The organism is Rhodococcus sp. AC861, assembly GCF_979256035.1.
On record NZ_CEEDMW010000002.1, the window covers coordinates 137,219 to 164,211 of the forward strand.

A 26,993-nucleotide genomic window follows, 5' to 3' on the forward strand; every position below is an offset into this window, starting at 1 on the left:
GCGTATGACAGATGGTCCGGCCACACCGCACGATGCCGACCGGCCTCCGGCCTTCCCGCTTCCCATCCTGGTCCTCAACGGCCCCAACCTGAACACGTTGGGTACACGCCAGCCCGAGGTGTACGGCCACGAGAGCATCGACGACGTGGTGGAGCTGTGCCGCGCCGCCGCCGAACGGCACGGGCGCACCGTGCGCGCCGAACAGTCCAACCACGAAGGCGCGTTGATCGACTGGATCCACGAGGCGCGCGGGACGGCGTCGGGAATCGTCATCAACCCCGGCGGCCTCACCCATACATCGGTGGCCCTGCGCGACGCCCTGGTGATCCCCGAGATTCCCGTCGTCGAGGTGCACATCTCGAACATCCACGCCCGAGAAGAGTTCCGGCACCACAGCTTCGTCTCTCCCGTCGCGGTCGCGGTGATCGCAGGGTGCGGCATCCGCGGGTACGGCTACGCCGTCGACGAGATCTGCGCGCGCTCATGACCGAACCGACACGTCATCCCGTCACCGAGTACGCCCTCGGCTCCCAGCCGCCGGCAGGCGAAGGATTCGAGACGGCCTGGCCGATCCGCGCCGGCGACGTCGACACCGCCAATCGACTGCGGTACGACTCGGTCGCCCGCTACCTCCAGGACATCGGCTCCGACAATCTCGACGCGTCGGGGTTGGGCGAGACGGATCCCTTCTGGATCGTGCGCCGCACCGTCATCGACGTGATCCGACCGTCCGTGTGGCCCGAACGGATCTCGTTGCGCCGCTGGTGCTCCGGCTTGTCGACGCGGTGGTCGAACATGCGTGTCGACATCACCGGGGACAAGGGCGCGGACATCCGCACCGAGGGATTCTGGATCAGCATCTCCTCGACGTCCGGCATGCCCACCAGAATCTCCGACGAGGGCCTGACGCTGCTGACCCGCACCGCCGAGGAGACACGGCTCAAGTGGAAGCAGTGGCTGCGCGACCCCGCGCCCGAAGAGTCTCCGACGGACGTCTTCTTCCCGCTGCGCATCACCGACATCGACGCGTTCAACCACGTCAACAATGCCGCGTACTGGCAGGCCGTCGAGGAAGTGCTGGCTCGGGCGGAGTCGTCGACACCCGGTGAGATCACGGGCGGACCGCACCGCGCCGTCATCGAGTACCTCTCCCCCATCATGGCGCCGGACCACGTGACGCTGCGGTGGCGTCGTCACCTGGTGGACGGTGCCGAAGCCGTGACGGTGTGGTTCATGGTCGACGGCGCGGTGCGGACCATCGCCCGCGTGGTGGGTGGCGTTTCTGCTCCTCTCGCCGACTGATTCGGCGGGATCCCGTTCGCAGGCGGCGCGAGGGGAGCAAAGAAACCCGCGGTAGTCAGCGCTGCCAGGGCAGTTCGTCGAGCCAGCTCAGCACCATCTCCTCGTAGGCGATGCCGAAGTCGAGGGTGGCTGCGGCGAACGGATCGTCGAGCGCGGCGTCCTTCTGCTCGCGATACCGGCGCAGGTTCTCCTCGTGGGCTTTCCGGTGCGCCGCCACCGCCTCCCCGAGCAGCGACGCCGGCACGTGCTCGCCGAACGAGATCATCAGCAGCAACGGATGACGAATGACCTCGGGCTCGGGCAGCACCGAGATCCAGCGGGCGAACGCGGCCCGGCCTGCCTCGGTGATGCGGTACGGCTTGCGGTCGCGGGCCTCGGTCTCGAGTTCCTCGACCAGCCCGGCTGCCGCCAGGTTCGACAGTTCGCGGTAGACCTGCGATCGCGTGACGGACCAGAACCCTCCGATGCAGAGTTCTGCGGTGGCCACGAGGTCCCATCCCGACATCGGGCCCTTGTGCAGGAATCCCAGCAGCGACGCCGCGGTCGCGTTCGTCTCTGCCATGGCCACATCGTCGCACATCTTGACAGTCCACAGTGGACGGTGCACGCTGAGGCAGGACAGTCCACAGTGGACTGTCACCTGACGAATCGAGTGATCGATGACCGCACCGCAGACGCACGAGCAGGCACTCGCAGTCCTCACCGCCGCGGTGGGGGACGGTCACCTCACGCTGGCCGAGTTCGATCGCCGTTCCGAGGCCGTCGTCGCCGCACGCACCGCCGAGGAACTGGACGCCACCGTCCGCGATCTCCCGCGACCCTCACCCGTTCCGCGTCCCGCCCGCGCGGGACTGGCGGCGTCGTGGCTGACATGGGCGGCGGTCGTCGCGCTGTGCAGCGTGATCTACGTGATGACCTGCGTCGCCTCGGGATCGATGCTGTACCCGTGGCCGATCTGGGTGGCCGGGCCGTGGGGCATGGTGCTGCTCGTGCACAGCATCGCCGCGGCGACAACGGGTCTGGGCACCTTCAGTTGCGCCGCCGCAACCTCACGGGCTGTCCGTCCTTGGGAAAAGGCAGCGAGGTGAAGTCGATCGGCGTCTGCCGATCGGACGACACCGTCCACGTGTAGTTCCGCAGCAAATGATGCACGACCATCGTGATCTCGATGGCCGAGAAGAACTGGCCGAGACACGTGTGGACGCCGCCGCCGAACGGCTGCCACGCGTACTTGTGCGGGAGTGCCCGGCCGTCGAACCGGGTGGGGTCGAACGTCTCCGGGTCCGTCCAGAGCGCCGCGTCGTGATGGGAGTAGTGCGGGGTGGCCACGACCATGACGTCGGCCGGAACATGGTGGCCGCCGATCACGGTGTCGCGCACCGTCCATCGCGCCATCGTGGGTAGCGGCGCCAACATGCGCAGCGATTCCTTCATGACGCAGTCGAGCGCCGTCAACGACGCTCTGACCTCCGGCGACGAGATGTCCGATCCCACTGCGAGAGACTGCCTGCGACACTCGTCCTGCCACTGCGGCGATCGTCCCAACTGGTCGATCATCGTCGAGATCGTGGATGTCGACGTGTCGTGTGCCGCCATGAGCAGGAAGATCATGTGGTCGATGATCGCGTCGTCGGAGAAGCGCTCCCCGTTCTCGTCCTCGAGGTGCGCGAGGACGGTGAACAAGTCGTGCCCGTCGCCGCGTCGACGCTCCGGCAGGTAGTCGCGGAGGAAGGCTTCGAGGTACCGACGGCCGACGAGACCGCGTCGCCAACGACCACCCGGAACGTTGACGCGCACGATCGAGGTCGCCGCCTGCACGCAGTCGACGAACGCGGCATTGACGGCGTCCAGACGGGTGTCGTCGTCACGCACTCCGCCCATGAAGACCTCGGTGGCCAGCCCCAGAGTCAACGACTTCACCGCCGGATACACCGGGAACGCGTCGGCCGGTTCCCACGCGCGGACACGCTTCTCGATCAGCGGTTCCATCGTCGACGCGTACGACGCCAGCCGTTCCTTGGTGAACGCCTGCTGCAGCAGCCGCCGGTTCTGCCGGTGCTCGCCGAGGTCCATCAGCATCAACCCGTTGTCGAAGAACGGTCCGATGAGCGGCCGCCACCCCAGCGCGTTGCTGAAGGCCTTGTCACGGTTGGTGAGGATCTCCTCGCATCCGTCCGCACCGAGCACGAGCACCACGCGCCGCCCGGCCATCGTGTGCCACGAGACGCGGCCGTACTTACGCTCCTGGCTCCGCCAGAGTGCGAGCGGATCCCGGATGTACTCCATCGACCGACCCACGTACGGGATCCCCCCGCCGCCCATGACGGGCCGCAGGTGGGTGCCGGCGGGCGGGGTGGCGAGAGCGCGAGCCATGAGGCCTCCTCGTATCTGACAGGGCGTCCTGTCAGATGTAGTCTGCGTCACACGAGCCGCCGCGTCAAGACCTGACAGACTGGCCGTATGACGGACCCCGCACGCAGGACCTACGGCGGGATGGACGCCACCGACCGCGTCGAGCGACGGCGCGCGGCACTGCTCGAGGCGGGTCTGGACCTGATGGCGTCGACCGGAACGGAGAAGACCACGATGACCGCGGTCTGCTCGGCGGCCGGCCTCACCGAGCGCTACTTCTACGAGAGCTTCAAGACCAAGGCCGACCTGTTCGTCGCCGTCCTCGACGGTGTCGCCGCCGAGGTCAGACACGCTGCGCTGCATGCGGTCACCACCACGGACGGCGACATCACCGACCGTGTGCACGCAGCCCTGACCGCGGTCGTGTCGATCCTGGTGGACGACCCGAGGAAGGGCCGAGTCGCCTTCGTCGAGTCGATGGCGTCACCGACGCTGCGCGCCCGACGTCAGTCGACGATCGACGCGGTGGCGGACGTCGTCCTCGAGCAGTCGCACGAACTGTGGGCCGACCGGGCGCCCTCCCCACCGCAGGACAGGCTGATGGCGCTGATGTTCATCGGCGCGTGCTCCGAGCTCGTGTCCGCCCTCCTGCAGGGCCACGTCGCCGCAACGCCCGAGGACATCGTCGACGCGGCAGCGCAGCTCTTCGTCACCGGAATGCTGCGCCCGACCAGCTGACTCAGAGATGCCCCTTCAGAAGCAGGTTCCAGTAGGCGACGGGAAGGCCGTAGCGGTCACCGGCCCAGGACAGCAGGCGCGGCTTCAGCGGATCGAGGAACGACGGCAGCGACGACGTCACCTCGCCGGTCCGGTCGAACTCGGCGGCGATCAAGGAACGCGCACGCACCGGGATCGGCGCCACCGTGTAACCGTCGTACTCGCCGAAGGTGCCGCCGTTCCGCGATGCCAGCACGTTGTCGACCATGATCGACACCTGTTGTCGTAGTCCGCCGCCCGACGGATCGGTGTCGATGGCCGCGCCGTCCCCCACTGCCCACACGCTGTCGTGGACGCGATGCCGGAACGTCCGGGAATCGATGTTCACCAGGCCGTGCGCCGCGGTGAAGTCCGGGCCGCAGTTCTCGAGCCACTTCGGTCCCCGATACGGCGGGACGAGATGGAGCATGTCGTACGAGATCGACTCCGCACCGGCGGGACCGGTGACCGTCAGCGAGCGGTCCCCGGGATCGAGCGCGGTGACGGCGGTGTCGTGCAGGACGCGCACGTCGAGTTCACGCAGCCGCACCTCGAGGCGCTCGTCGAGCGCCGGAACGTCGACGAGCCCGCGCCGATCGACCACCAGCGTGATCGACGGTGATCGCCCGGTCTTCTGCCAGTGCGCCGCGGCGAGGAACAACGGCTTCAGGGTGGTGCCCGTGCAACTGACCGGCGCGCGCGGAACCGTGAAGACAGCGTGCCCATCGGCGGGCATCGTCTGCACCAGATGCCATGTGCGCGTTGCCTCGTCGAGGTAGTTGCTGGCCACCGACGCCGTGGCCAGGGCAGCATCGATTCCCGGCAGGGCGTCGTGGTCCGGCACCAGGCCGGGCCCCAGGACGAGGTCCCGGTAGCCCACCTCGGTTCCCGACTCGCAGCGGACCGTGCGGTTCACCGGGTCGATGGACACGACGGAGTCCTGGATCCACCGGCACCCCTTGGGCGTCACGCTGCGCTGTGTCCGCTGCGCGCTGCGGAGCGATGCCTGTCCGCCGCCGACGTAGGACAGCAGCGGGCGGTAGGTGTGCACGGTCTGCGGTTCGATCACTGTGACGTCGTCGATTCCCTTGTTCAGGAATCGGGCCGCGGCGCTGATCCCGGCGTTGCCGCCGCCGATGACGACGATGTCTCGCTGGGGTGTCATGGGGTCTCCTCGTTGTCCGGGTGTCACCACGACAGGTCCGGCTGCGCCGGCCCGATCGTGACGTCGACGTCGTCGGGCTCGACGATGCCGAAAAGAGTTGCCAGTACGTCGTTCTCGGGTTCGTTCAACAAGGGTGACCATCTACGCGCACGGCGGACGCCGCGCCAGGACCACCACGTGACCGACGCGTCGGGACGCGCGATACGGGCGCAGGCGGGGCCGTTCGCCGGCGTCGCACTCTCCAGTCGGCGCAGCGCGTCGGCACCGAAGACGACTCTGCCGTGTACCTCGAGTCCGAATCGGCTGCGACGCACGTCGTCCTCGGTCGGGCGTCCCGGCGCGATGCGGGAGTCGTCCAGACCCCACTGCGCGAGAAGGTCGTCGGCATCCGTGCCGTCGATCCATACCGTCACATCGCCGTGCGCCAGAATTGATCCCACCGTTGCCAGCAGGGACGCCGCGCTGTGCCCGTCGGCGTGGACGACGGCCGTGACGTCCGGGACGGCGTAGCGCACGCCGTGTGTCCGAGCCACAGGATCGGTGACGAGCGGCAGCAGCGACAGAGCCTCGGCGTTCTTGTGCTGCGTGCGCTCGGCCGTGGCGCGGCCGGCCCAGTCGGGACCGTCGTGCCAGGCAACGGCGTCCGGCACGTGGGCCAGCACCGCACCGGCCAGGAATGCGCGGTTCGCCAGCTCCCAGTCCTCCCCGCCGTAGCGGGTGAACGACTCGTCGAATCCGCCGATCTCGTCGAAGAACGCTGCTGTACAACACATCACGGCACTGATGATGTGGCGGTACGACCGGTAGTCGGCGTCGAGCAGGTTCCGTGATCCCCGGTATGCGTCGACCAACCACCCGGGCTCGTCGAGAACGTCGTCCCCCGGGCCGGGGAGATGGCCCAGCGCAGTCAGGTCCGCGTGCCGACGCCTGCCGACGGTCACCGCGTCGGGGATCAGCGAGGGCAGTCGCACCAGAGCCTCGATGTATCCGGGTTCCGGGATCGTATCGGCGTCGAGAAAGCACAGGATGTCTCCCGACGCGGCCCGAGCACCCAGGTTGCGCGCCGCGGCAGCGCGGAACCCGTCGTCCTCCTGCCGCACCACGACGACGGTCAACGGCGACTCGATCACCGGCGGCGTCGGGGATCCGTCGTCGGCGACGATCACCTCCGTCACCGCCGCCGTCTGCTGCTCGAGCGCGGTCAGCAGCATCGACAGTTGCTCGGGTTGCTCGTAGTACGGCACCACCACACTGACCGTGCGGGGCGGTGCACCGACGTTCGCCACGAGGTCCCAGCGATTGCCCGGTACGGTGTACGTCCCGTCGACGGACAGCGCGTGCGCCGTCATCGTCCACCGGTCGATGTGCGGTACAGATCCACGTGCGCGACGCCGACCTCGAGAAGCGTCGGATGTGCGACGACGCCGTCCTCGATCCACGTCGACGAGGGGTCCAGCGATGCGCGCTGCAGAGCCCCGGCCAGGTCGCCCTCGTCGTACACCGTGACCGTTCCCGGCGACCTGCGTGCGAACTCCCGGGTATACGGACCGGCCACGACCAGCGGCCGACGGCCGTGCTCGATCCAGGTGTTGATCGATCCCGACGCCGACATGTGGCGGTGGTGCGCCACCGGCACCGTCACCCGGCTCAGCACGTCGGGCAGATCCACGTCGTCGATGTATCCGGTGACCTGCAGCCCGATCCCGCGGTCGGCCGCGGCCTTCTCGAGGTCGGTGACCAGGTCGTCGTGGCCGGGCGAGGGAGTGCCCAGAGCCACCATCCGTGCGCCGGCCGGCACTGCGTCGAGTACTTCGGCGTGGCCCTTGCCCGGGTACAGGAATCCCAAGACGCCGACCGACACGTCGTCGGGCACCGAGCGCACACCGGTTCCCGTCGCCACCGGCAGCGGAATCACCGCCACCGGTGCTGCCGCGGCGATTCCTGCGGCAGCCAGCAGCGCACGTTCGTGCTCGCTGCTGACGATCGCGGTGTCGCAGCACCCGAGCACCCGCGAGTAGCAGTCGATCCGGGCCTGCGCGGATCGCCCGTCCGACGGCTGCGGCAGGTCGTGCAGCGTGACCACGAACGCGGCACCCGCCGCGTGCACCCGCGCTCCGAGGTTCTCGACGACGTCCGCCGCTTTTCCTGCAGGGGATCCGAACAGGCGATCCGTGACGTGCAGGTGCACGACGTCGGCGTCGGGAAGCCGCGTGTCCTGCTCGGCCGACTCGACGCGCACCAGCGCGGTGTCGAGACCGGCGGCCGACACTCCCTCCCTGATCCGCAGGGCGAACTGCACGACACCGTGGCGATCCGGACCCACCACGAGGTTCGTCACCGCGGTCATCGAACCGCTCCGGGAAAAAGCAGGTCGAGGGTGTCGGCATGACGGGTCAGCGCCGCGTCGACGAACACCGGGTGCTCCTCGTACCACTGCAACTGCTGTCGTTCGATCTCCTCCGCGGCGACGGTCTCGCCGCCGATGGTCCAGTCCGGACGCGGCGGGACACCCAGGGACAACGCCTCGACGACATCTGCCTCCAGCGGTGTGTGCACCGAGTCGAGCAGCACCCGCCCGGGATCGGTCGGCGCAACATCCGCTCCGGCTGCGCCGAGCACACGCGTCGCAAGCTCGAGAAGCACGGGGTTACCGGGGTGGTTGATCGTGTGGGCGGCCTCGGCGCCATGGCGCGTCACGACGTCGGAGATCGCGACATCGCAGTCCCGGCGCTCACGTCGCGCGAGTTCGGCGATGCTCGCCTCCGCGTTGGCGAGAACGGCGCCGGGCGGCACCTCCGCGTCCGTCATGCCGACGTGAGCAGCAAGAACTGTCCTGAGGTCGTGGTACGGAGCGCCGGCCGGGGTGGCCGAGGGGTCGCTGGGATGTCGGACGATGACCTGGAACGGGTACAGGCCGCTGTACCGGAAGACCGGCCAGCGGACCACCCGAGCCCCGTCCGGCAGCAGCCCGGCGACCTGCGATGTCCCGATCGGCAGGTCCCGGTAGTCGTCCCGCACCGGCTGCGCCAGAAGCACCGAGGCCCGGCCGGCCAACTCCGTGAGGTGCACCAGATCCGCGGACTCCAGCTCGTGGACCGGCGGCATCCGCACGGTGCGGAACGGCACGTCCGGCACGGTGTCGAGCATGACCCGCAGGGCTTCTGCCTGGCAGTTCCCGAGAACGAGCCACAGCGGCAGGTCGGTGGGCACCGGATCGAGCCCGTAGAACTCGCCGTAGTGGCGAGTGCGGCCGTCCGGCTGCCGAGCGTGTGACGTGGACATACCAGCGTCTACCCGAACGGTGAGTCGGCGAAGCGGCAGGAGGCCCCCGGGCGGAGGAGACCTGCACGACACCGGCGTTTGTGTCGGGCCCCCCCGGGGCATCCTTATCGCGTCGAGGTCAAGAAGGCGGCCTGTCACCACTTGTGCATACGTGCCGCCCGTGTCATCCGACGGTGAGTGCGTCTGCCCGCTCCCGAGAGGAAGACCCGAGCCGTGATCGCCGTCGCTTCCATCCCTGCTGCGCACCCGTACGTCGTCGGAATCACCCCCACCGGCGACGACATCGTCCTTCTCGAGGACCCCCGACCACTCGAGGCGACGACCGCCGGCCAGTGGTGGCCCCCACGATTCCTCGAGCCCGATTATCTGCGGGCCCACATCGACGAGATCGACGTGGTGCACCTGCACTTCGGGTTCGACGCAGCCACACCGGACCGCCTGACAGACGTCGTGTCCGTCCTGCACGAGTCGGCGACCCCGCTCGTGCTGACGGTGCACGACCTGCACAACCCGCACTTCCCCGACTACGCCATGCACCGCGCCCAGCTCGACGTGCTGATCCATGCCGCCGACATCGTGATCACGCTGACCGACCGGGCCGCCCGTGAGATCGAGCGTCTGTGGGGACGGTCGGCACAGGTGATCCCGCACCCGCACGTCGCGCCGCTGGACGTCATCGCCGCCGTCGACCGGAGCGAGCGCACCGACCCGCGTGTCGTGGCCGTGCATGCGAAGTCGCTGCGCGCCAACATGGACCCCGAAGCAGTCATGCCCGCTGTGGTGGCGGCCGCTGCGGCTCACGACGCCGTCGTGCGGTTGGACATCGACGACGACGTCTTCGATCACCGAAGCCACTGGTATGCGCCGGAACGTGGCGAGCGTCTGTTGGCCTTCCGCGATCATCCCGACGTCGACGTGCGGGTCCATCGCCGCTTCACCGACGCCGAACTGTGGCAGTACTTCTCCGAGATCGACGTGTCGGTCCTCCCGTACCGCTTCGGTACGCATTCGGGCTGGATGGAAGCGTGCCGCGATCTCGGGGTCGTCCCCGTGGTTCCCGACAGCGGGCACTTCGCCGACCAGTTCCCGTGCCCGACCTATGTCTTCGGTCCGGACCTGCTCGATCCGTCGACGCTCGAAGCCGCGGTGGGCGAGGCCGTCCGGACCCGCCCGGACGTCAGCGGACTCGCCGACTACCGCCGGCACCAGCAGTCTGCGATCGCGGCCGAGCACGCTGCGATCTATCGCCGTCTCGCCTCCCCCCTGGCCTCCGGACATTGGGACGGAGTGGTGCTCGCGTGACGCACCAGCCCTCCGACCGTCCCTTACGGATCGCTCTCCTGGGTTCGTCCAGATTCCCTATCGCACAGCCGTTCGCCGGAGGTCTCGAGGCGCACGTGTGGCATCTTGCGCACGCGTTGACCGAGCGTGGTCACGACGTGACGCTGTTCGGGGCCGAAGGCACGTCCACGGATGTCGCGCGCGACGTCATCGAGGTGCACACCTTCCGCATGAGTCCCCACGCCCGGACCGAACACATGGGTCCGTCGTGGGTGGTGCACGAGCATCATGCGTACCTGTCGGTGATGCTCGAACTGGCCGGGCCACTGGGTGATTCGTTCGACATCATCCACAACCACAGCCTGCATTACCTCCCGATCGCGATGTCGTCGATGGTGCCTGTCCCGATGCTCACCACCCTGCACACGCCGCCCCTCGCCTGGCTCGAGTCCGCCGCCGCCGTACCGCTGAACCCCGACACCGGATATGCCGCGGTCAGCGAGTACACCGCGGAGCAGTGGCACCCCGTTGCCGGACGGATACCCGTCGTGCCGAACGGCATCGCTCTCGACCGGTGGCCGGTGGGATCCGGGAGCGGCGGTTACGCCGTCTGGACCGGCCGACTGGTGCCCGAGAAGGGCGTCGACCTCGCGATCGACGCGGCGCGCCGCGCGGGATACCACCTGCGCATCGCCGGTCCGGCGTCCGACGAGGACTACTTCCGCACCGCCGTCGAGCCGCGCCTGGGCAACGGGGTGACCTACGAGGGCCACCTCGTGCAGAAGGAACTCGCCGACCTCGTCGGCGGCGCCTCGGTGGCGTTGGTGACGCCGCAGTGGGACGAGCCGTACGGACTCGTCGTCGCCGAAGCCCTGGCCTGCGGCACCCCCGTCGCCGCCTTCGAGCGCGGCGGCATCCCCGAGATCCTCGACGAGACCTGCGGACGCATGGTGCCCGCGGACGACATCGATGCTCTCGCCCACGCCATCGACGCCGCTGCGGCTCTTCCGCGATCCGCGGCGCGGGCACGCGCCGAGCTGGTGTGCTCGGACATCCGGATGGTCGACAGCTACCTCGACCTCTATCGCAGCGTGCTCGACGCGTCGAGCAAATCAGCGCGCGTACCGGTGTGATCGGGTACTACGTCCACCACCACGGAGTCGGTCACCTGACCCGAGCGCGGTCGGTCGCGAAGCACCTGTCCGGGCCCGTGACGGTGCTGTCGTCCCGTCCGCGCCCGGCCGACATCACCCCGTTCGCCGACTGGGTCGACCTGCCGATGGACACCGGCGACGACGCGTCGGATCCGACTGCGGGCGGGGTGCTGCACTGGGCGCCCACCCGCGTGCCGGGCATGACGTCCCGCATGGCGTTGCTTGCGGAGTGGGTCGGGAACCATCGTCCCGCCGCCATGGTCGTCGACGTCTCCGTCGAGGTGTCGATGTTCGTGCGGCTCATGGGGATTCCCGTGGTCGTGTTCGCGATGCCGGGAGAGCGCACCGATGCACCGCACCTCATGGCCTACCGCATCGCCGATCGCATCGTCGCTCCGTGGTCGGACGCGGTGTACCGCCCCGACTGGCTCGCCGACGTCGACGACAAGACGACCTACACGGGATCCATCAGCCGGCACGCCGACCGCACCGACGGGGCGACGACGCGTGACGACGCATCGGTGGCCGTCCTGGCCGGCGCCGGCGGTTCGCAGGTCACCACCGACTACCTCGATCTGGTCGGGAACCACACCCCCGAGCTGTCGTGGCGCGGCATCGGCATCCCCGGAACGCCGTGGGTCGACGACGTCTGGCCGACGCTGACATCGGCCGGGGTCGTGGTCACCCATGCCGGGCAGAACGCCGTCGCCGACGTGGCGGCATCGGGCGCACCGACCGTGGTGATCGCCGAGAACCGCCCGTACGGTGAGCAACTCGCCACGGCACGCGCCCTCGGGCAGGCCGGTCTCGCGGTGGCGCTCGAGGCCTGGCCGGCTCCCGACGAGTGGCCCGACATCATGGACCGAGTCCGCTCGATGTCGGGCGACATCCGAACCGCCACACGTATCGACGGCGCAGCCGCCCGTGCCGCAGCGGCCGTCGACGAGGTTCTTGCATGACGACGGCAGTCATCACGATCGTGTCCGGGCGGGCAGAGCATCTGGCCGCGCAGCGCCGCGGACTCGCCCTGAGTTCCCGACCGGCCGATGCGCACGTCGTGGTCTCAATGGGCGACCCCTCGGTGCTCGATGCGACCGTGACCGTTCCGCGCACCGGCCGGCCTCTTCCCCTCGCGCAAGCACGCAACACCGGCGCCCGGCTGGCCATCGACGCGGGCGCCGACGTGCTGGTGTTCCTCGACGTCGACTGCATACCGGGGCCGGACCTCATCGGTCTCTACGCCGAGCATGCGCGTGACGGCGCCGTGCTCGGCGGGCCCGTGACCTACCTGCCTGACGCCAGCGTTCGAGCCGACGCGTTGGGCCCGTGGACCCATCCCCATGCAGCCCGGCCGGATCCGGCGCCGGGGCACGTCGAGCGCGGCACGAACTGGGACCTGTTCTGGTCTCTGTCCTTCGCCGTCACCGCGACCACGTGGACCACCCTCGGCGGCTTCTGCGAGGAGTACTCCGGCTACGGCGGCGAGGATACCGACTTCGGCCGAGTCGCCGAACGGTCCGGCCACGACCTGCTGTGGATCGGCGGCGCCCACGCCTACCACCAGTGGCATCCGGTGTCGTCGCCACCGGTCGAACACCTCGACGACATCGTGACCAACGCCGCCGTCTTCCACCGCCGCTGGGGGCACTGGCCGATGCTGGGCTGGCTGACCGCCTTCCGCGAGCGCGGCCTCCTCGACTGGACACCCGAAGGTTCTACGATCGGACGATGCCCGACACCCGCACCCTGATCCTGATGCGCCACGGCAAGTCCTCGTACCCCGACGGGGTGGACGACCACGACCGACCGCTGGACGATCGTGGGCGTCGTCAAGCGGCGGCGGCGGGCGACTGGATCCGGAAAACTGTGGGCACCGTCGACGCCGTCATCTGCTCGACGGCCATCCGCACACGTCAGACCCTCGAGCGGACCGGTGTCACCGCGGACGTGCGGTTCGAGGGCTCGCTGTACGGCGGATCGCCCGACGACATCCTCGGTGAGATCACCACCGCGGACGCGTCGGCAAGGATCGTGCTGGTGGTCGGGCACGCACCCGGAATCCCCTTCACCGCACTGGAACTCGCGGACGATGTGGATTCCGAGGCGGGCCGCTGGATCAGGTCGGGTTTCCCGACGTCGGCGATGGCCGTCCTCGAGACGACCGGCGACTGGACGGACCTCGGCCGCGGCGGCGCTCGCCTGACTCACGCACTCCGCGTCGACTGATCCTTCTCGACCACCGCTCGGTTGCGGGCACTCTCGGAGCGTCCGAGGGCCTTCACCTCGGCGTCCATCTTCGGGAGGATGCGGGGAACGTGGCGCAGCGTCGTGTACTCGCCGAGGCGCGTCGTCAGGACGGACCGCGCCCAGCCGATACCGCCGACGATGCCGGGAACGTAGACGCGGCGTGACCGCTTCTCGATCGCGCGGACGAACGCGTCGACACACGCCTCGACCGGCAGCGTCTTGCCCAGTGGCCAGGGCAGGACCGCGAGGAGATCCTGGAACGCGGACAGGTCGGACTTGGCGTCCTGCACCAACGGGGTGTCGATCCACGCCATGTGTGCGGAGCCGACGTCGACTCCCTGGTACTTCACCTCGAGTCGCAACGCGTTGGCGAAGTGCTCGGCTCCCGCCTTGCTCGCGTTGTACGAGGCGAGTCCGGGGCAGGCGGTGAAGGCGGCGAGCGAGGACACGACGAGCACGTATCCCTTGCGCTCGATCAGCGACGGCAGCGCTGCCCGGACGGTGTGGAAGACGCCGGTCGTGTTGATGTCGATGACGCGCTTGAAGGTCTCGGGATCGACGTTCAGCACCGATCCGTAGCTCGAGATGCCGGCGTTGGCGAGCACGACGTCGATGCCACCGAAACGCTCGATGCCGGTGTCCACCGCATGCTGCATCTGTGCGAGATCACGAACGTCGGCGCGGACGCCGACAGCGATGTCTCCGAGGTCGGCGACCAGCGCAGCGAGGGGGGCCTCGTCGACATCGGTCAGGACCAGCCGAGCACCCTTGGCGGCGAGTGCCCGTGCGGTCGCCTCACCGATACCGCGTCCTGCGCCGGTGATGAGTACGACCTTGTTGCCGATGCTGACCATGAGAAGTCCTCCTGTGACGAGTTGTGCGGGTCACAGTACCTGTTACTCCGGTTTGCACCTAAGAATGTCGGACCAGAGGACTGTAGCTGTCCTCTATCCGCGGCAAGGTACTCGTCATCACCCGCACACACCGCCAGGAGCAGTCATGACCGCAACGCTGACCATGGAGATCCAACTCGTCATGCTTCCCGTCGCCGACGTCGACAGGGCGAAAGCGTTCTACACCGGCATCGGCTTCCACGCCGACCACGACGCGAGCCCGTTCCCTGACATGCGCTACGTGCAGCTGACCCCACCGGGCTCCGCATGCTCGATCGCGATCGGGAAGAACATCACGACCGCCGTCCCCGGCTCCGTCGAGGGGATGCTCGTCGTCGTGCAGGACGCGGAGGCCGCGCGGGAGATGTTGCTGGCAGCCGGAGTCGAGGCCACCCCCGTGAAGGACGAGGGGTGGGGTCTGTTCACCTACTTCGCCGACCCGGACGGCAACAGGTGGTCCGTGCAGCAGTTGCCTGTGGGCTGAGCAAGGGTCCGGGCGGGCCCGATGGTGGGTCCGCCCAACCTTCTCTCGAGGGCCGCTCCCGGGCGATTCGCCGGATTAGGCTGCGCCGAAGTCGGCAGGCATGCCGGTCGGACGGGGGCGGCAGTGACGGAGACCGAGAATCGGACCGAGCGCGGTACGGCGGCGACGCGAGCACCGCGGTGGCGCACGATCGGCGCGCGGCGCGACTCCTTCACACTCCCGTACGGGTGGGGACCCGCGATCGTGCTGGTGCTGGTCTCGCTCGTGGACCGCATCGAGTTCAGCCTGGTCGCCGCCGTGCTGCCGCAGCTGCAGGCGGAGTTCGGCTTCGGCGACACGGCCGCCGGCTCGATCCCCACCGCGGCCGCCGTCGCCGCGGGCCTGCTCGCGATGCCCGCCGCCTACCTCGCCGACCGCCACGACCGCGGACGCATCATCACCGTCGTCGTCTTCCTGTGGGCCCTGGCCACCGTCGGATCGGCCCTCGCACCGACCTTCGCGATCTTCTACCTCGTGCGCATGGGCCTGGCCGCCGCCGAGGCCATCGACAACCCGGCCAGCGCCAGCATGCTCGCCGACTTCCACCCGCCCGCGACCCGCCCGACGGCCATCGGCTGGTGGCGCACCGCGGCCTACCTCGGCGGCGCCGGGATCGTGCTGGGTGGCGTACTCGCCGAGTGGCTCGGGTGGCGCGGCGCCTTCCTCGTCATGGCGATTCCCGGTGTGGTGGTCGCCGTCCTGATGTCGCGAGTGCGGGAACCCGAACGGGGGTACGCCGACAGACTGGCCGCGGGCAGCGCGGACACGCCCGCGCCGGAGGCCACCACCGATCCGATGCCGGTCCAACTTCGCCGCGTCGCACCGATCCGGACGCTGTGGTTCACCGGCGGCGCTCTCACCGTCATGAGCCTCGCGGTCGGTGGCCTGACGTTCTGGGTGCCCAGCCTGCTGCAACGTCGCTTCGGCCTGGGCGAGGCGGCCGCCGCCTCCGCGGGCGGTGGACTGACGCTCGTCGGCATCGTCGGCGGCACCCTCGTGGGCTCGCTGCTCACCCGACGCACTCCGATCGCGACGCCGTCCCAGTGGCGAGTCCTGGTCGGCGGCTCGGGGATCCTGCTGGGTACCGCCGCCATGGCGGGGGCGTTGGCCTCCGAGAGCTGGCTGCCCTTCTCCGTGCTGCTCACCGTGTTCGGGTTCTTCACCGCCTGGGCCATCCCGACGCTCACCTCGTGTGTCGCCGACGTGCTCGCGCCGCGCGACCGCGGACTGGGTTACGGATTGCTGCAGATCGCCGCGACGGTGGGCGGCGCCGTCGGACCGCTCCTCGTCGGCGCGGTGTCCGACGCGTACGGCTCCCTCACCACCGGCATGCTGCCCCTGCTGCCCCTGCTGCTGATCGGGGGCGTGCTCGCCCTCTGCGCCTACCCGTACGTGTCGCCGGACGCGCAGCGCGTGCTGGACGGCGTGGCCTGACGCGCCCCTGCCCGCCCCCTCGTGTTCGCCCGTCTGTCAGGACGGCGCGATAGCGTCCCGCACCATGCGACTCACCCGCGTGCTTCTCGCCGCGTCCGTCCTGACGATCACCGCCTGCAGCGCGCCTGCCGCCGACGAGCCGCCCGGTGACCCACGCACCGTCCGCGTCGCGACGTACAACGCCAGCATGAACCGCCCCGCCGCCGGCGATCTGGTCGCCGCACTGCGGTCCGGAACGGATCCGCAGATCCGGTCGGTGGCCGACGTCGTTCAGCGCAACGCCCCGGACATGCTGCTGCTCAACGAGTTCGACTACTCCGACGGCGCCGTCGACCTCTTCCGCGACAACTACCTCGCCGTCGGCGACGCACCGATCGACTACCCGTTCGCATACACGGCGCCCGTCAACACCGGCGAGCCGTCCGGGCTCGACCTCGACGGCGACGGGCGGTCCGACGGACCGAACGACGCCTGGGGCTTCGGGCAGTTCCCCGGCCAGTACGGCATGGTCGTCCTCTCCAAGTTCCCGCTCGACGCCGCCGCGGTCCGCACGTTCCAGACCTTCCGCTGGGCCGACATGCCCGACAACCTGCTGCCGCGCGAGTACTACGGCGCGAACTCGGATGCGCTGCGCCTGTCGAGCAAGTCGCACTGGGACGTGCCCGTGGACATCGACGGGCGGGTGATCCACCTGCTCGTCTCGCACCCCACGCCGCCCTCCTTCGACGGGCCCGAGGACCGAAACGGCCGACGCAATCACGACGAGATCCGGCTCACCGCGGACTACGTCGCCGGCGCCGACTACCTCGTCGACGACACCGGACTGGCCGGCGGCCTGCCGAACGGCTCCTCGTTCGTGGTGTTGGGGGACCAGAACAGCGATCCGGTCGACGGGGACTCCTACCCGGGCGCCATCGCGCAACTCCTCGACAGCCCGGCGCTGCAGGACCCGACGCCCACCTCGCCGACCGCCGGCACCGACACGGCGGACTTCGCCGATCCCGTGCCGGGTGATCTGCGGGTGGACTACGTCCTGCCGAGCACCGATCTGACGGTCACCGGATCGGGGGTCTTCTGGCCCGCGCCGGGCGAGCCGGGCGCCGAATTGCTGTCGGCGAGCGATCACAGATTGGTGTGGGTGGACCTGCAGGTCTGACCCGTCAGCGCAGCAGTGCGGCCAACGCCTCGTCGGACGCACGCAGAGCGTCGCGGTCGAACGTCGACGCCGAGGACAGGATTTCGTCCGCGGCGGTGCGGTCGACGAGGTCCTCGAGCCGGCGGCGCACCGTCGCCGGACTGCCGTGCACGCTCCCGTCGAGGGAGCGCTGAGCCGACTCCCGAGCTCGCGGAGTGAGACCGTCGGGCATCTCGCTGACCGCCCGCAGCGGTGGGAATTCCCCGGTACGGCGGGAGTCCGCCATGGCCACCGCCTCCGCCATGGCGAGCCCGCGGGCCTCGGCGTCGGTGTCGGCGACCAGCACGTCGAGCGACACCGTCACGGACGGCTGCGCCGCGAAGGCCGAGGGAACGAACTCGCGTCGATACGCCGCCAGCGGAGCCAGGTCACCCGTGAGCATCGGACCGCCCACCACGACGGGAAGCCCGCGCTGCGCGGCGATCGCGAGCCCGTGACCCGTCGCGAGAACGTGGATCGGGATCAGTCGCTCGGGCGCGGGCTGCACGGTCACCGGACCGGTTCCGAGCAGGAAGTCCTGCAGATCCGCGAGGTCGTCGGCGAAGCGCTCGGCGTCCTCCGTGTCCGCCCGCAGCACCTTGCGCACCGGCGGCGTGAACCCCAGCGACCGGCCGACACCGAGGTCGACCCGGCCGGGATACAGCGCGTCGAGCATCGCGAACTGCTCCGCGACGACGATGGGCGAGTGGTTCGGCAGCATGACGCCGCCCGACCCCAGCCGGATCCGCGACGTCGCCGCGCCGATCGCGGCGAGCAGCACCGCGGGTGAGCCGCTCGCGATGCCGGGGACGGCGTGATGCTCGGCCACCCAGAACCGCTCGTAGCCCGCCGCCTCGGCCCACCGTGCACGCGCAATCGAGTCCGACACCGCGGTAGCGGCAGACCGATCGGTGCGGGTACGGGAGCGATCGAGAAGGGACAGACGCATACTCTGCACAACCGCCGCGGGCTTCACGCTGTTCCGCTCCGTTGACTCCCGAGAAACAAGCACGGAGATTGGTAACAGTCATACAATCCGGTCGAGTGGTTCCACTACGGGCACCATTCACGGGACACTGACCATTCGACTGTTCTCGATCGATGGTGGGTGTGCACGTGAAGCGCAGGCAACTGCTGCAACTGGCCGCAGCAGGAATGGTGGGCCTCGCGGTCCCGCCCGCGATCACCCGGTCGACGGCGTCCGCACTCCCGCTCGGCGTCCCCTCGATCCGGAACCTCCTGCCCGAACTGTTCGCCGACCCTCCGCGTCCACCGGACCACTCACCCGCCCTCGTCATCGGATCGGGCTTCGGAGCCAGCGCCGCGGCGTTGCGGCTCGCGCAGGCCGGTACGTCGGTCACCGTGCTCGAACGAGGACTCCGCTGGCCGCGCGATCCGTTCCGCGACATCTTCACCGCCGACATGACGGCCGACGGGCGCGGCCTGTGGCATCAGCGCTCGTTCACCAACCTCACCGGCATGCCTGTCGGGCCCGTCGACTGGTTCAACGGCGTCCTCGACACCACCCGGTACGAGAACCTGTCGGTGTGGCGCGCAGCCGCGGTGGGCGGCGGTTCCGTCGTCTACACCGGTGTGAGCATCGCCCCGGACAAACGCTTCTTCGACCTCTCCTTCGGTGGCCGCGTGGACTACGACGAGATGGCGTTGCAGTGGTACCCGAAGGCTCGCTCGGTGCTCCGGCCGTCGACCATGCCCGACGACATCTACGCCTCCCCCGGGTTCGCCCACTCGAGGACGTGGGACGACCACGCCCGCCGCGCCGGTTTCGACCCGCAGCGCGTCGACGGAGGCTGGAACTGGAACGTGCTGCGTGACGAGATGTCGGGTCGGTCCCGGCCCTCCGCCACCGTCGGCTGCAGCACGTTCGGCAATTCCAACGGCGCGAAGCACGACCTGACGCAGAACTACATCCCGCAGGCCGAGGCCACGGGCAACGCCGTGGTGTGTCACAGCCACGAGGTCGTCGCCATCGGTACCGAGAGCGGTGGCCGCTACCGCGTGGAGGTGCGGCGCCTCGATCCCGAGGGCAACGCACTCGAGACGCGCACGCTGACCTGCGACTCACTGATTCTCGGCGCCGGCTCCATCGGAACCACCGAACTGCTGGTCCGCGCACAGGCCACCGGCGCGCTTCCCGAGCTCAACGAGTTCGTCGGACGCGGATGGGGCACCAACGGTGACGCCTTCATGACCCGCTCGCTCGGCCCCATCGGCGGCGGACCGCAGGGAGCGCCGTGCGCCTCGCGCATCGTCGACGACACGGGCCTGCCTCTCAGCGTCGAGAACTGGTACGTCCCGGGCGTTCCCACCGAGATGGGTTTCCTCGGATCGCTCGGTATGACCATCGACCCGCTGCGGGCCGATTTCCGCTACGACCGTGCCACCGACGGGATGAGCTTGACCTGGCCCAAGGGCGGCAGCCGCGACACCGTGGAGGCACTGCGCGCGGTGCAGAACCGGATGGCACAGGCCGGCCGCACCGTCGTCTCCGCCGAGCCGTTCACTCGCGACGTCGACGACACCTTCACCGCGCACCCCCTCGGCGGTGCGGTCCTGGGCGACGTCACCGATGCGTACGGACGAGTGAAGGGGTACCCCGGCCTGTACGTCATGGACGGAGCTCTCGTTCCCGGCAGCACGGGCGCCGCCAACCCGTCTCTCACCATCACCGCGCTCGCCGAGCGCAACATCGCGGCCGTCATCGCCGCCGGAGGCTAGGCGTACCCGGTCGTCATCTAGGCCAGGCCGATCTCCGGCCGACCCTCCGGCACCGTCACGGTCGCTGCCGTGCGGACCGGCGCGCCGGGAACCGAGATCGCGTCCAGGACCCGGACCTCGGACCGCCACTCCGTCGGCGTCAGCGTCGCACGCAGGTAGCCGCGTCGGGCATTGCCGAACTTGACGTGAGGTGACGCGGCCGCGATGTCCGCACCGGCCGCGTCGACGTCGGCACCGTCCTTGCCCGAGGCGATGGAGGTCGACGCGATCTCGACGCCCACCACCGGGGCGGAGTCGTCCTGATAGTCGCGGCGCAGTTCCGACACGATGGTGCGGTGGATGTCGCCCACGATGGACGCGAGGGTGATGCCCCGGTCGCGGGCGCCGTCGAGGATGCGGTGCCGTGACGCCTCGTACCCACTCCACGGGTCCATCCCGACCTTCCGCTCGCCGTCGCTGATGCGGGCGAGGTCGGAGATCACCGTCTGGTGTGCGAGGAACTTCCACGTGGCGCCGGACCCGAAGCCGTCGAGGATCCACTTCTCCTGCGCCGCTCCGGTGATGGTGCGACTCGGGTCTGCGGTCTCCGCGTTCTGCGCGTGTTCGCCGTCGCCGTTGGCCTGATCGCTGCGGTACTGCCGGGTGTCGAGCACCGAGAAGTCCACCAGGTCACCGAAACTGAAGCGGCGGTACGCCGTCAGATCCGGTCCCGTCGGTCGCTGGGCCATCCGCACAGGAGTGTTCTCCCACCACGCCTTGAACGCATCGGCGCGGCGCAGGAGGAACAACCTCGGATCACCCGCAGGATCGCCGGGAGCGGCGGTGCCGGCATCCTGGCCGATCGCCCCGGCCCAGTTGTTATCCACTTCGTGATCGTCGAAGGTGGTGATCCACGGCGCCGCCGCGTGCGCCGACGCCAGGTCGGGATCGGACTTGTACAGTGCGTATCGATCGCGATAGTCGTTCAGTACCAACGTTTCTCGTCCCGCGGACTCGGGCCGTGGCAGCGATGCGCGGGCGCCCGTGCCGGGGATCGCATACTCGTAGATGTAGTCGCCGAGGAAGAACACGACGTCCGGGTCACTCGCCGCGAGATCGGCGTAGGCACCGTAGAATCCGTCCTCCCACTTCTGGCACGACGCCCACGCGAACGACAGTGACGCGAGGGGTGATCCCGGTGCGGGCGCCGTCCTCGTCCGTCCGACGGTGCTCACGTGTGGACCGACCATGAAACGGTAGAAGTACTCTCGCGCCGGAGCCAGACCTCGCACGTCCACGTGCACCGACCAGCCGTCCGCGTCGGATGCCAGTTCGATGCCCTGGCTCACCGTCCGCCCGAACCGTTCGTCGTCGGCGATCTCCCACCGCACCGGCACCACACCCGGCCGCATACCGCCGACCGGAGCGAGGGGATCGACCGCGAGACGAGTCCACAGCACCACCGAATACGGCAGCGGATCCCCCGACGCGACGCCGAGGCGGAACGGGTAGTCGGCCGGGGTGCCGCGTTGCGGCTGCGCGTGCGCCGTCGCGCTCGACAGTTCCGGAGTCATCGCGAGCGCACCGACCAGTGCGGTCCACGTGAGGAACGAACGACGCGTGGTGCCGGCTCGCAGAGAACGATCGGCACCGATGACGAGATCACGACGGCTCATGAACCGAACGGTGCCCCTCGAAAGGAAACTCCGTGTGGATCGGAGGCGACGCGCGCGAGGACTCGCGCTGAAGCCACCCGAATCGGGTACGCAGACGACATGGACGACAAGCGAGAGATGGGCAGACGCGACGTCGAGAAGCGGTGGCGCGATCCGCGCGCGATCCGGCACGCGGCCACGTACGACGGGGCAGTGATCGGCATCGCTGCCGTCGCGGTGGCCGTGTTCCTCGCAGCGGGCGAGTCCAGTGTCGTGATCGCTGCGCTCGTCCCCGGTATCTGTCTGCTCGGCGGGCTCGGCGCACTGTGGATCGGCTACCGCTCCTACCGCCACGGCGGGACGTGGCCCGTCTGGCAGGGCGCCGCCTGGCTGCTGTTCGCACTGATGCTGGTGAGCTTGTCCCTCCCGACCCTCGCTCTGCGCTGAGCCGGGAGGGAACGGATCACGCCTGCACGACGGTGATGACGTTGCCGTCGGGATCCTTCAGCATGAACATCGGCGGCACGTTCGGATCGTCGTCGCTACCCAGTGGTTCCATCTCGAACCCGTCGAAGGCACTCAGGCGTGCGTGTTCGGCCCGGACGTCCGACGTCTCCACACCGATGGACGAGCCGCCCGGCTGATCGTACATCGGCGGGTTCAGCGCCAGGCGCGCTGTGGACCCCGGCGGCGCCACCTCCAGCCAGCGGTACTCCTGGTTCGGACCGAAGCGCGTATCTCCGCGCACCTCGAATCCGAGTACACGCGTGTAGAAGTCGAGGGCCTTGTCCTGGTCGGCAACGGTGAACATGGCCACGCCGATGTTCGTGATGGTGCTGGGAGTCTCGGTCATACAGGTGCGGACTCCGCGGTGGCCCGGAACTCATCGCGGCTGCTGCACCGGGACGGCCGTGCGCTGCGCCCGGCCGTCAGCGCACTCTGCAACCTGCGCACACCACCGTGCGCAGCGCGCGGCGCAACCCAGCCGAGCGGCGCGAGCAGCTTGGAAACGACACGAGCCCCACCCCGCCGAAGCGGGATGGGGCTCGGTGTTGCTCGTCTCTAGCGGTAGTCGCCGGAGAAACCGTAGTCGTCGAGCGGCACTGCAGCACCGGTGTTCTGGCCGAAGCCGTCCGCGCTGTAGTACTGGTCGTCGTACGACGGCACCGCGTAGGCCGCGGCACGTGCTTCCTCGGTGGGCTGAACCGTGATGTTCCGGTACCGGTTGATGCCGGTGCCGGCGGGGATCAGCTTTCCGATGATCACGTTCTCCTTGAGACCGATGAGCTTGTCCGAGCGGCAGTTGATCGCCGCGTCGGTCAGCACTCGGGTGGTCTCCTGGAACGACGCCGCGGACAGCCACGAGTCGGTCGCCAGCGATGCCTTGGTGATACCCATCAGCACCGGACGTCCGGCCGCGGGCTCGCCACCCTCGGACACGACGCGACGGTTGCTCGACTCGAACTCACTGCGCTCGGTCAGCGATCCGGGCAGGAACTCCGTGGAGCCCGAATCGATGATGGTCACGCGGCGGAGCATCTGACGAACGATCGTCTCGATGTGCTTGTCGTGGATGGACACACCCTGGCTGCGGTACACCTCCTGGACCTCGTTGACGAGGTGGATCTGAACCTGACGCGGGCCCATGACTCGCAGGACCTCGTGCGGATCGGCAGCACCTTCCATGAGCTGCTGACCGACCTCGACGTGGTCACCGTCCGACAACAGACGCTCCGTGCCGTCGTCGTGCTTGAAGACACGCAGACGCTGACGCTTGGAGAGCTTGTCGTAGACGACTTCTTCGCCGCCGTCGTCCGGGACGATGGTGATCTTGTAGAAACGGTCACCGTCCTCGAGCTGGATGCGACCCGAGACGTCCGCGATGGGCGCCTTGCCCTTGGGCACACGAGCTTCGAAGAGCTCCTGCACTCGGGGCAGACCACCGGTGATGTCGTCGCCGGCCACACCACCCTGGTGGAAGGTACGCATCGTGAGCTGCGTGCCGGGCTCACCGATCGACTGTGCCGCGACGATACCGACGGCCTCGCCGATGTCGACGAGCTTGCCGGTGGCCATGGAACGGCCGTAGCAGGTGGCGCAGACGCCGGTTCCGGTGGTGCAGGTGAGCACCGATCGAACCTTGACCGACGTGATGCCCGCTGCGAGCAGTGCGTCGATGGCCGGGTCGCCCAGGTCGTGTCCACGCTCGACGATGACGTTGCCGTCGGCGTCGACCGCGTCGGCGGCCAGGGTGCGGGCGTACGTCGAGGTCTCGACGTGCGCGTCGCGGATCATGGAACCGTCCGCCAGGCGCTCGGCGATCGTGGTGGTGATGCCGCGCTCGGTGCCACAGTCGGTTTCCCGAACGATGACGTCCTGCGAGACGTCGACCAGACGACGCGTCAGGTAGCCCGAGTCGGCGGTACGAAGCGCCGTGTCGGCCAGACCCTTACGCGCACCGTGCGTGTTGATGAAGTACTCCAGGACCGTCAGGCCCTCCTTGAAGGAGGACTTGATCGGGCGCGGGATGAACTCACCCTTCGGGTTGGTCACCAGGCCCTTCATGCCGGCGAGCGACCGCACCTGAGTCATGTTTCCGGCGGCGCCGGACTTCACGATCATCGGGATGGGGTTGTCGTCGGGGAAGTGGGCCTCCATGGCCTTGCCGACCTGCTCGGTCGCTTCCTGCCAGATCTTGACCAGGGCCGAGTTGCGCTCGGTCCGGTCGAGAGCGCCACGCTGGTACTGCTTCTCCAGACGATCGGCCTGAGCCTCGAACTCCTCGAGGATCTGCGGCTTCTCCGGCGGCACGAGGACGTCGGAGATGGAGATGGTGACACCCGAACGCGTGGCCCAGTAGAAGCCGGCGTCCTTGAGCTTGTCGACGGTCTGCGCGACCACGATCATCGGGTACCGCTCGGCGAGATCGTTGATGATCGTCGCCTGGCGCTTCTTCGGCATCTGCTCGTTGACGAACGGGTAGTTCGTCGGGAGCAGCTCGTTGAAGAGCACGCGGCCCAGCGTCGTCTCGGCGGTCCAGGCATCGCCCGGGGTCCACCCGTCGGGGAACAGCTCCGACTCGATCTCGCGGCTCGGACGCTGATGCGTCAGACGCACCTTGATCTGCGACTGCACGGTCAGGACGCCACGATCGACGGCCATCTGTGCCTCGGCGGGGCTGGCGTAGATGCCCAGCTCTGCCGAATCGGACGTCGAGGCCTGGAACTCGCCCAGAGCCTTGTCGTCGAGACGCGTCAGGTGGAACAGACCCGTGACCATGTCCAGACGCGGCATGGCCAGCGGTCGACCCGATGCCGGCGACAGGATGTTGTTCGACGACAGCATCAGCACGCGTGCCTCGGCCTGCGCCTCGGCGGACAGCGGCAGGTGCACTGCCATCTGGTCACCGTCGAAGTCGGCGTTGAACGCCTCACACACGAGGGGGTGCAGCTGGATGGCCTTGCCCTCGACCAGCTGCGGCTCGAATGCCTGGATGCCCAGACGGTGCAGGGTCGGTGCGCGGTTCAGCAGCACGGGGTGCTCGGCGATGACCTCTTCGAGGACGTCCCACACCTGTGCACGCTGACGCTCGACCATGCGCTTGGCCGACTTGATGTTCTGCGCGTGGTTCAGATCGACCAGACGCTTCATCACGAACGGCTTGAACAGCTCGAGTGCCATGAGCTTCGGCAGACCGCACTGGTGCAGCTTGAGCTGCGGGCCGACGACGATGACCGAACGGCCCGAGTAGTCGACGCGCTTGCCCAGCAGGTTCTGACGGAAACGACCCTGCTTGCCCTTGAGCAGATCGGACAGCGACTTGAGCGGGCGGTTACCCGGTCCGGTCACCGGACGTCCACGACGGCCGTTGTCGAACAGGGCATCGACCGACTCCTGCAGCATCCGCTTCTCGTTGTTGACGATGATCTCGGGAGCACCGAGGTCGATCAGTCGCTTGAGGCGGTTGTTGCGGTTGATGACGCGGCGGTACAGATCGTTGAGGTCGGACGTCGCGAAACGTCCACCGTCGAGCTGCACCATCGGACGCAGCTCCGGCGGGATCACCGGCACGGCGTCGAGGACCATGCCCATGGGCGAGTTGCCCGTGGACTGGAACGCGGCGACGACCTTGAGACGCTTCAGTGCACGAAGCTTCTTCTGGCCCTTGCCACTGCGGATCGTCTCGCGCAGGCTCTCGGCCTCGGCCGCGATGTCGAAGGTCTCCATGAGCTTCTGGATGGACTCCGCGCCCATCGCACCCGTGAAGTACTCGCCGTAGCGGTCGATCAGCTCGCGGTAGATGAGCTCGTCGATGATGAGCTGCTTCTTCGCCAGCTTGGTGAAGGTGGTCCAGATCTCCTCGAGACGATCCAGCTCACGCTGCGCACGGTCACGGAGCTGACGCATCTCGCGCTCGCCGCCGTCCTTGACCTTGCGACGCACGTCGGACTTGGCACCCTCGGCCTCGAGCTCGGCGATGTCCGCCTCGAGCTTCTGGGCGCGGGCCTCGAGGTCGGCGTCACGCTGATCGGCGACAGCCTTCTTCTCGACCTCCATCTCGGCTTCGAGAGTGGAGAGCTCGTTGTGGCGCAGTTCCTCGTCGACCGACGTGATGACGTAGGCGGCGAAGTAGATGATCTTCTCGAGATCCTTCGGCGCCAGGTCCAGCAGGTAGCCGAGGCGCGACGGGACACCCTTGAAGTACCAGATGTGCGTGACCGGTGCGGCCAGCTCGATGTGGCCCATGCGCTCACGACGCACCTTGGCGCGAGTGACCTCGACGCCGCAGCGCTCACAGATGATGCCCTTGAAGCGCACGCGCTTGTACTTGCCGCAGTAGCACTCCCAGTCGCGAGTAGGTCCGAAGATCTTCTCGCAGAACAGGCCGTCCTTCTCGGGCTTGAGCGTGCGGTAGTTGATGGTCTCCGGCTTCTTGACCTCGCCGTAGGACCAATTGCGGATGTCGTCCGCGGTCGCGAGACCGATGCGGAGTTCATCGAAGAAGTTGACGTCCAGCACGTCGTACTTCCTTTCCCCTTCTCAGGGATAGTTTTCTG

25 protein-coding genes are annotated in these 26,993 nt (G+C 68.7%); 14 read left to right on the forward strand and 11 right to left on the reverse strand.

What is annotated here, in order from left to right:
• Nucleotides 1–4: 4 nt before the first annotated feature.
• Together aroQ and AC0IX4_RS05950 are read left to right on the forward strand one after the other, a co-directional pair.
• On the forward strand, nt 5–487 hold the full coding sequence (gene aroQ, locus AC0IX4_RS05945; protein ID WP_471828406.1) for a type II 3-dehydroquinate dehydratase: 483 nt from the start codon (nt 5–7) through the stop codon (nt 485–487).
• A complete protein-coding gene (locus AC0IX4_RS05950; RefSeq protein WP_042574018.1) occupies nt 484–1,302 on the forward strand; it encodes an acyl-[acyl-carrier-protein] thioesterase in 819 nt (272 codons plus the stop codon). The genes aroQ and AC0IX4_RS05950 overlap by 4 nt, the downstream gene beginning before the upstream one ends.
• 55 nt (nt 1,303–1,357) lie before the next feature.
• Here the strand turns inward: AC0IX4_RS05950 and AC0IX4_RS05955 are convergent, their stop codons facing one another.
• On the reverse strand, nt 1,358–1,864 hold the full coding sequence (locus AC0IX4_RS05955; protein ID WP_231568640.1) for a PadR family transcriptional regulator: 507 nt from the start codon (nt 1,862–1,864) through the stop codon (nt 1,358–1,360).
• Nucleotides 1,865–1,961: 97 nt separating this feature from the next.
• Between AC0IX4_RS05955 and AC0IX4_RS05960 the strand changes: the two genes are divergently transcribed.
• Nucleotides 1,962–2,390 (forward strand): DUF1707 SHOCT-like domain-containing protein, encoded by a 429-nt coding sequence (locus AC0IX4_RS05960; RefSeq protein WP_052493173.1) that lies wholly within the window; start codon nt 1,962–1,964, stop codon nt 2,388–2,390.
• Here AC0IX4_RS05960 and AC0IX4_RS05965 read toward each other — a convergent pair.
• Nucleotides 2,332–3,675 carry a cytochrome P450 gene (locus tag AC0IX4_RS05965; RefSeq protein ID WP_471828407.1) on the reverse strand — a complete coding sequence of 448 codons (1,344 nt, stop codon included), beginning with the start codon at nt 3,673–3,675 and terminating at the stop codon, nt 2,332–2,334. The genes AC0IX4_RS05960 and AC0IX4_RS05965 overlap by 59 nt on opposite strands.
• Before the next feature lie 87 nt (nt 3,676–3,762).
• Here AC0IX4_RS05965 and AC0IX4_RS05970 point away from each other — a divergent pair, with 87 nt between their 5' ends.
• Complete coding sequence (locus tag AC0IX4_RS05970; RefSeq protein ID WP_471828408.1) at nt 3,763–4,392, forward strand: TetR/AcrR family transcriptional regulator; 630 nt, start codon at nt 3,763–3,765, stop codon at nt 4,390–4,392.
• 1 nt (nt 4,393) lies between these two features.
• Here the strand turns inward: AC0IX4_RS05970 and AC0IX4_RS05975 are convergent, their stop codons facing one another.
• From AC0IX4_RS05975 to AC0IX4_RS05990, 4 genes are read right to left on the reverse strand one after another with little or no spacing between them, the layout of a single operon-like run.
• Complete coding sequence (locus AC0IX4_RS05975; protein WP_471828409.1) at nt 4,394–5,575, reverse strand: NAD(P)/FAD-dependent oxidoreductase; 1,182 nt, start codon at nt 5,573–5,575, stop codon at nt 4,394–4,396.
• A 23-nt stretch (nt 5,576–5,598) separates the two neighbouring features.
• Nucleotides 5,599–6,924 carry a glycosyltransferase family 2 protein gene (locus AC0IX4_RS05980; protein WP_471828410.1) on the reverse strand — a complete coding sequence of 442 codons (1,326 nt, stop codon included), beginning with the start codon at nt 6,922–6,924 and terminating at the stop codon, nt 5,599–5,601.
• Nucleotides 6,921–7,922: a glycosyltransferase gene (locus tag AC0IX4_RS05985; protein ID WP_471828411.1), complete on the reverse strand. Its 1,002-nt coding sequence runs from the start codon at nt 7,920–7,922 to the stop codon at nt 6,921–6,923. The genes AC0IX4_RS05980 and AC0IX4_RS05985 overlap by 4 nt, the downstream gene beginning before the upstream one ends.
• A complete protein-coding gene (locus AC0IX4_RS05990; protein WP_056073786.1) occupies nt 7,919–8,857 on the reverse strand; it encodes a WcbI family polysaccharide biosynthesis putative acetyltransferase in 939 nt (312 codons plus the stop codon). The genes AC0IX4_RS05985 and AC0IX4_RS05990 overlap by 4 nt, the downstream gene beginning before the upstream one ends.
• Before the next feature lie 213 nt (nt 8,858–9,070).
• Between AC0IX4_RS05990 and AC0IX4_RS05995 the strand changes: the two genes are divergently transcribed.
• Genes AC0IX4_RS05995 through AC0IX4_RS06015 form a run of 5 tightly spaced genes read left to right on the forward strand, consistent with a single transcriptional unit; the run spans nt 9,071 to nt 13,518 of the window.
• Complete coding sequence (locus tag AC0IX4_RS05995) at nt 9,071–10,159, forward strand: glycosyltransferase family protein (protein ID WP_052493174.1); 1,089 nt, start codon at nt 9,071–9,073, stop codon at nt 10,157–10,159.
• Entirely contained in the window at nt 10,156–11,271 is a 1,116-nt protein-coding gene (locus AC0IX4_RS06000; RefSeq protein WP_056073791.1) for a glycosyltransferase, read from the forward strand. The genes AC0IX4_RS05995 and AC0IX4_RS06000 overlap by 4 nt, the downstream gene beginning before the upstream one ends.
• A complete protein-coding gene (locus AC0IX4_RS06005; RefSeq protein ID WP_471828412.1) occupies nt 11,268–12,251 on the forward strand; it encodes a glycosyltransferase in 984 nt (327 codons plus the stop codon). The genes AC0IX4_RS06000 and AC0IX4_RS06005 overlap by 4 nt, the downstream gene beginning before the upstream one ends.
• Entirely contained in the window at nt 12,248–13,042 is a 795-nt protein-coding gene (locus AC0IX4_RS06010) for a glycosyltransferase family 2 protein (RefSeq protein WP_471828413.1), read from the forward strand. The genes AC0IX4_RS06005 and AC0IX4_RS06010 overlap by 4 nt, the downstream gene beginning before the upstream one ends.
• A complete protein-coding gene (locus AC0IX4_RS06015) occupies nt 13,021–13,518 on the forward strand; it encodes a SixA phosphatase family protein (protein ID WP_471828414.1) in 498 nt (165 codons plus the stop codon). Before AC0IX4_RS06010 ends, AC0IX4_RS06015 begins: the two co-directional genes overlap by 22 nt.
• On the opposite strand, the gene AC0IX4_RS06020 is transcribed toward AC0IX4_RS06015, so the two are convergent.
• Nucleotides 13,497–14,393: an SDR family oxidoreductase gene (locus tag AC0IX4_RS06020; protein ID WP_056073799.1), complete on the reverse strand. Its 897-nt coding sequence runs from the start codon at nt 14,391–14,393 to the stop codon at nt 13,497–13,499. The genes AC0IX4_RS06015 and AC0IX4_RS06020 overlap by 22 nt on opposite strands.
• A 145-nt stretch (nt 14,394–14,538) precedes the next feature.
• Here AC0IX4_RS06020 and AC0IX4_RS06025 point away from each other — a divergent pair, with 145 nt between their 5' ends.
• The 3 genes from AC0IX4_RS06025 (at nt 14,539) to AC0IX4_RS06035 (ending at nt 17,545) form a co-directional block, all read left to right on the forward strand.
• Nucleotides 14,539–14,916: a VOC family protein gene (locus AC0IX4_RS06025; RefSeq protein WP_056073801.1), complete on the forward strand. Its 378-nt coding sequence runs from the start codon at nt 14,539–14,541 to the stop codon at nt 14,914–14,916.
• Nucleotides 14,917–15,039: 123 nt separating this feature from the next.
• The gene (locus tag AC0IX4_RS06030; RefSeq protein WP_471828415.1) at nt 15,040–16,389 is read left to right on the forward strand and encodes an MFS transporter; all 1,350 of its coding nucleotides are present in this window, start codon (nt 15,040–15,042) and stop codon (nt 16,387–16,389) included.
• A gap of 64 nt (nt 16,390–16,453) precedes the next feature.
• Nucleotides 16,454–17,545: an endonuclease/exonuclease/phosphatase family protein gene (locus tag AC0IX4_RS06035; protein WP_056073805.1), complete on the forward strand. Its 1,092-nt coding sequence runs from the start codon at nt 16,454–16,456 to the stop codon at nt 17,543–17,545.
• A 4-nt stretch (nt 17,546–17,549) separates the two neighbouring features.
• On the opposite strand, the gene AC0IX4_RS06040 is transcribed toward AC0IX4_RS06035, so the two are convergent.
• Nucleotides 17,550–18,512: an MsnO8 family LLM class oxidoreductase gene (locus AC0IX4_RS06040; protein WP_471828416.1), complete on the reverse strand. Its 963-nt coding sequence runs from the start codon at nt 18,510–18,512 to the stop codon at nt 17,550–17,552.
• 167 nt (nt 18,513–18,679) lie between these two features.
• Between AC0IX4_RS06040 and AC0IX4_RS06045 the strand changes: the two genes are divergently transcribed.
• Nucleotides 18,680–20,302, forward strand: a complete 1,623-nt coding sequence (locus tag AC0IX4_RS06045; protein ID WP_056074338.1) for a GMC oxidoreductase — start codon at nt 18,680–18,682, stop codon at nt 20,300–20,302.
• 17 nt (nt 20,303–20,319) lie between these two features.
• On the opposite strand, the gene AC0IX4_RS06050 is transcribed toward AC0IX4_RS06045, so the two are convergent.
• Nucleotides 20,320–21,957, reverse strand: a complete 1,638-nt coding sequence (locus tag AC0IX4_RS06050) for an alkaline phosphatase D family protein (protein WP_471828418.1) — start codon at nt 21,955–21,957, stop codon at nt 20,320–20,322.
• Between the two features lie 99 nt (nt 21,958–22,056).
• On the opposite strand from AC0IX4_RS06050, the gene AC0IX4_RS06055 reads away from it, so the two are divergent.
• Nucleotides 22,057–22,383 (forward strand): hypothetical protein, encoded by a 327-nt coding sequence (locus tag AC0IX4_RS06055; RefSeq protein ID WP_052493175.1) that lies wholly within the window; start codon nt 22,057–22,059, stop codon nt 22,381–22,383.
• Between the two features lie 16 nt (nt 22,384–22,399).
• On the opposite strand, the gene AC0IX4_RS06060 is transcribed toward AC0IX4_RS06055, so the two are convergent.
• The gene (locus tag AC0IX4_RS06060; protein WP_471828419.1) at nt 22,400–22,789 is read right to left on the reverse strand and encodes a VOC family protein; all 390 of its coding nucleotides are present in this window, start codon (nt 22,787–22,789) and stop codon (nt 22,400–22,402) included.
• Between the two features lie 209 nt (nt 22,790–22,998).
• On the reverse strand, nt 22,999–26,955 hold the full coding sequence (locus AC0IX4_RS06065) for a DNA-directed RNA polymerase subunit beta' (protein WP_042574034.1): 3,957 nt from the start codon (nt 26,953–26,955) through the stop codon (nt 22,999–23,001).
• Between the last annotated feature and the right edge of the window lie 38 nt (nt 26,956–26,993).

Coding starts and splice junctions, on each gene's coding strand:
- AC0IX4_RS06015 (WP_471828414.1), top strand. CDS start 13,021: ATGCCCGACACCCGCACCCTGATCCTGATGCGCCACGGCAAGTCCTCG.
- AC0IX4_RS05975 (WP_471828409.1), bottom strand. CDS start 5,575: ATGACACCCCAGCGAGACATCGTCGTCATCGGCGGCGGCAACGCCGGG.
- AC0IX4_RS05965 (WP_471828407.1), bottom strand. CDS start 3,675: ATGGCTCGCGCTCTCGCCACCCCGCCCGCCGGCACCCACCTGCGGCCC.
- AC0IX4_RS05955 (WP_231568640.1), bottom strand. CDS start 1,864: ATGGCAGAGACGAACGCGACCGCGGCGTCGCTGCTGGGATTCCTGCAC.
- AC0IX4_RS05985 (WP_471828411.1), bottom strand. CDS start 7,922: ATGACCGCGGTGACGAACCTCGTGGTGGGTCCGGATCGCCACGGTGTC.
- AC0IX4_RS06035 (WP_056073805.1), top strand. CDS start 16,454: ATGCGACTCACCCGCGTGCTTCTCGCCGCGTCCGTCCTGACGATCACC.
- AC0IX4_RS06050 (WP_471828418.1), bottom strand. CDS start 21,957: ATGAGCCGTCGTGATCTCGTCATCGGTGCCGATCGTTCTCTGCGAGCC.
- AC0IX4_RS06060 (WP_471828419.1), bottom strand. CDS start 22,789: ATGACCGAGACTCCCAGCACCATCACGAACATCGGCGTGGCCATGTTC.
- AC0IX4_RS06040 (WP_471828416.1), bottom strand. CDS start 18,512: ATGCGTCTGTCCCTTCTCGATCGCTCCCGTACCCGCACCGATCGGTCT.
- aroQ (WP_471828406.1), top strand. CDS start 5: ATGACAGATGGTCCGGCCACACCGCACGATGCCGACCGGCCTCCGGCC.
- AC0IX4_RS05950 (WP_042574018.1), top strand. CDS start 484: ATGACCGAACCGACACGTCATCCCGTCACCGAGTACGCCCTCGGCTCC.
- AC0IX4_RS05990 (WP_056073786.1), bottom strand. CDS start 8,857: ATGTCCACGTCACACGCTCGGCAGCCGGACGGCCGCACTCGCCACTAC.
- AC0IX4_RS05980 (WP_471828410.1), bottom strand. CDS start 6,924: ATGACGGCGCACGCGCTGTCCGTCGACGGGACGTACACCGTACCGGGC.
- AC0IX4_RS05960 (WP_052493173.1), top strand. CDS start 1,962: ATGACCGCACCGCAGACGCACGAGCAGGCACTCGCAGTCCTCACCGCC.
- AC0IX4_RS06020 (WP_056073799.1), bottom strand. CDS start 14,393: ATGGTCAGCATCGGCAACAAGGTCGTACTCATCACCGGCGCAGGACGC.
- AC0IX4_RS06010 (WP_471828413.1), top strand. CDS start 12,248: ATGACGACGGCAGTCATCACGATCGTGTCCGGGCGGGCAGAGCATCTG.
- AC0IX4_RS05970 (WP_471828408.1), top strand. CDS start 3,763: ATGACGGACCCCGCACGCAGGACCTACGGCGGGATGGACGCCACCGAC.
- AC0IX4_RS06055 (WP_052493175.1), top strand. CDS start 22,057: ATGGACGACAAGCGAGAGATGGGCAGACGCGACGTCGAGAAGCGGTGG.
- AC0IX4_RS06025 (WP_056073801.1), top strand. CDS start 14,539: ATGACCGCAACGCTGACCATGGAGATCCAACTCGTCATGCTTCCCGTC.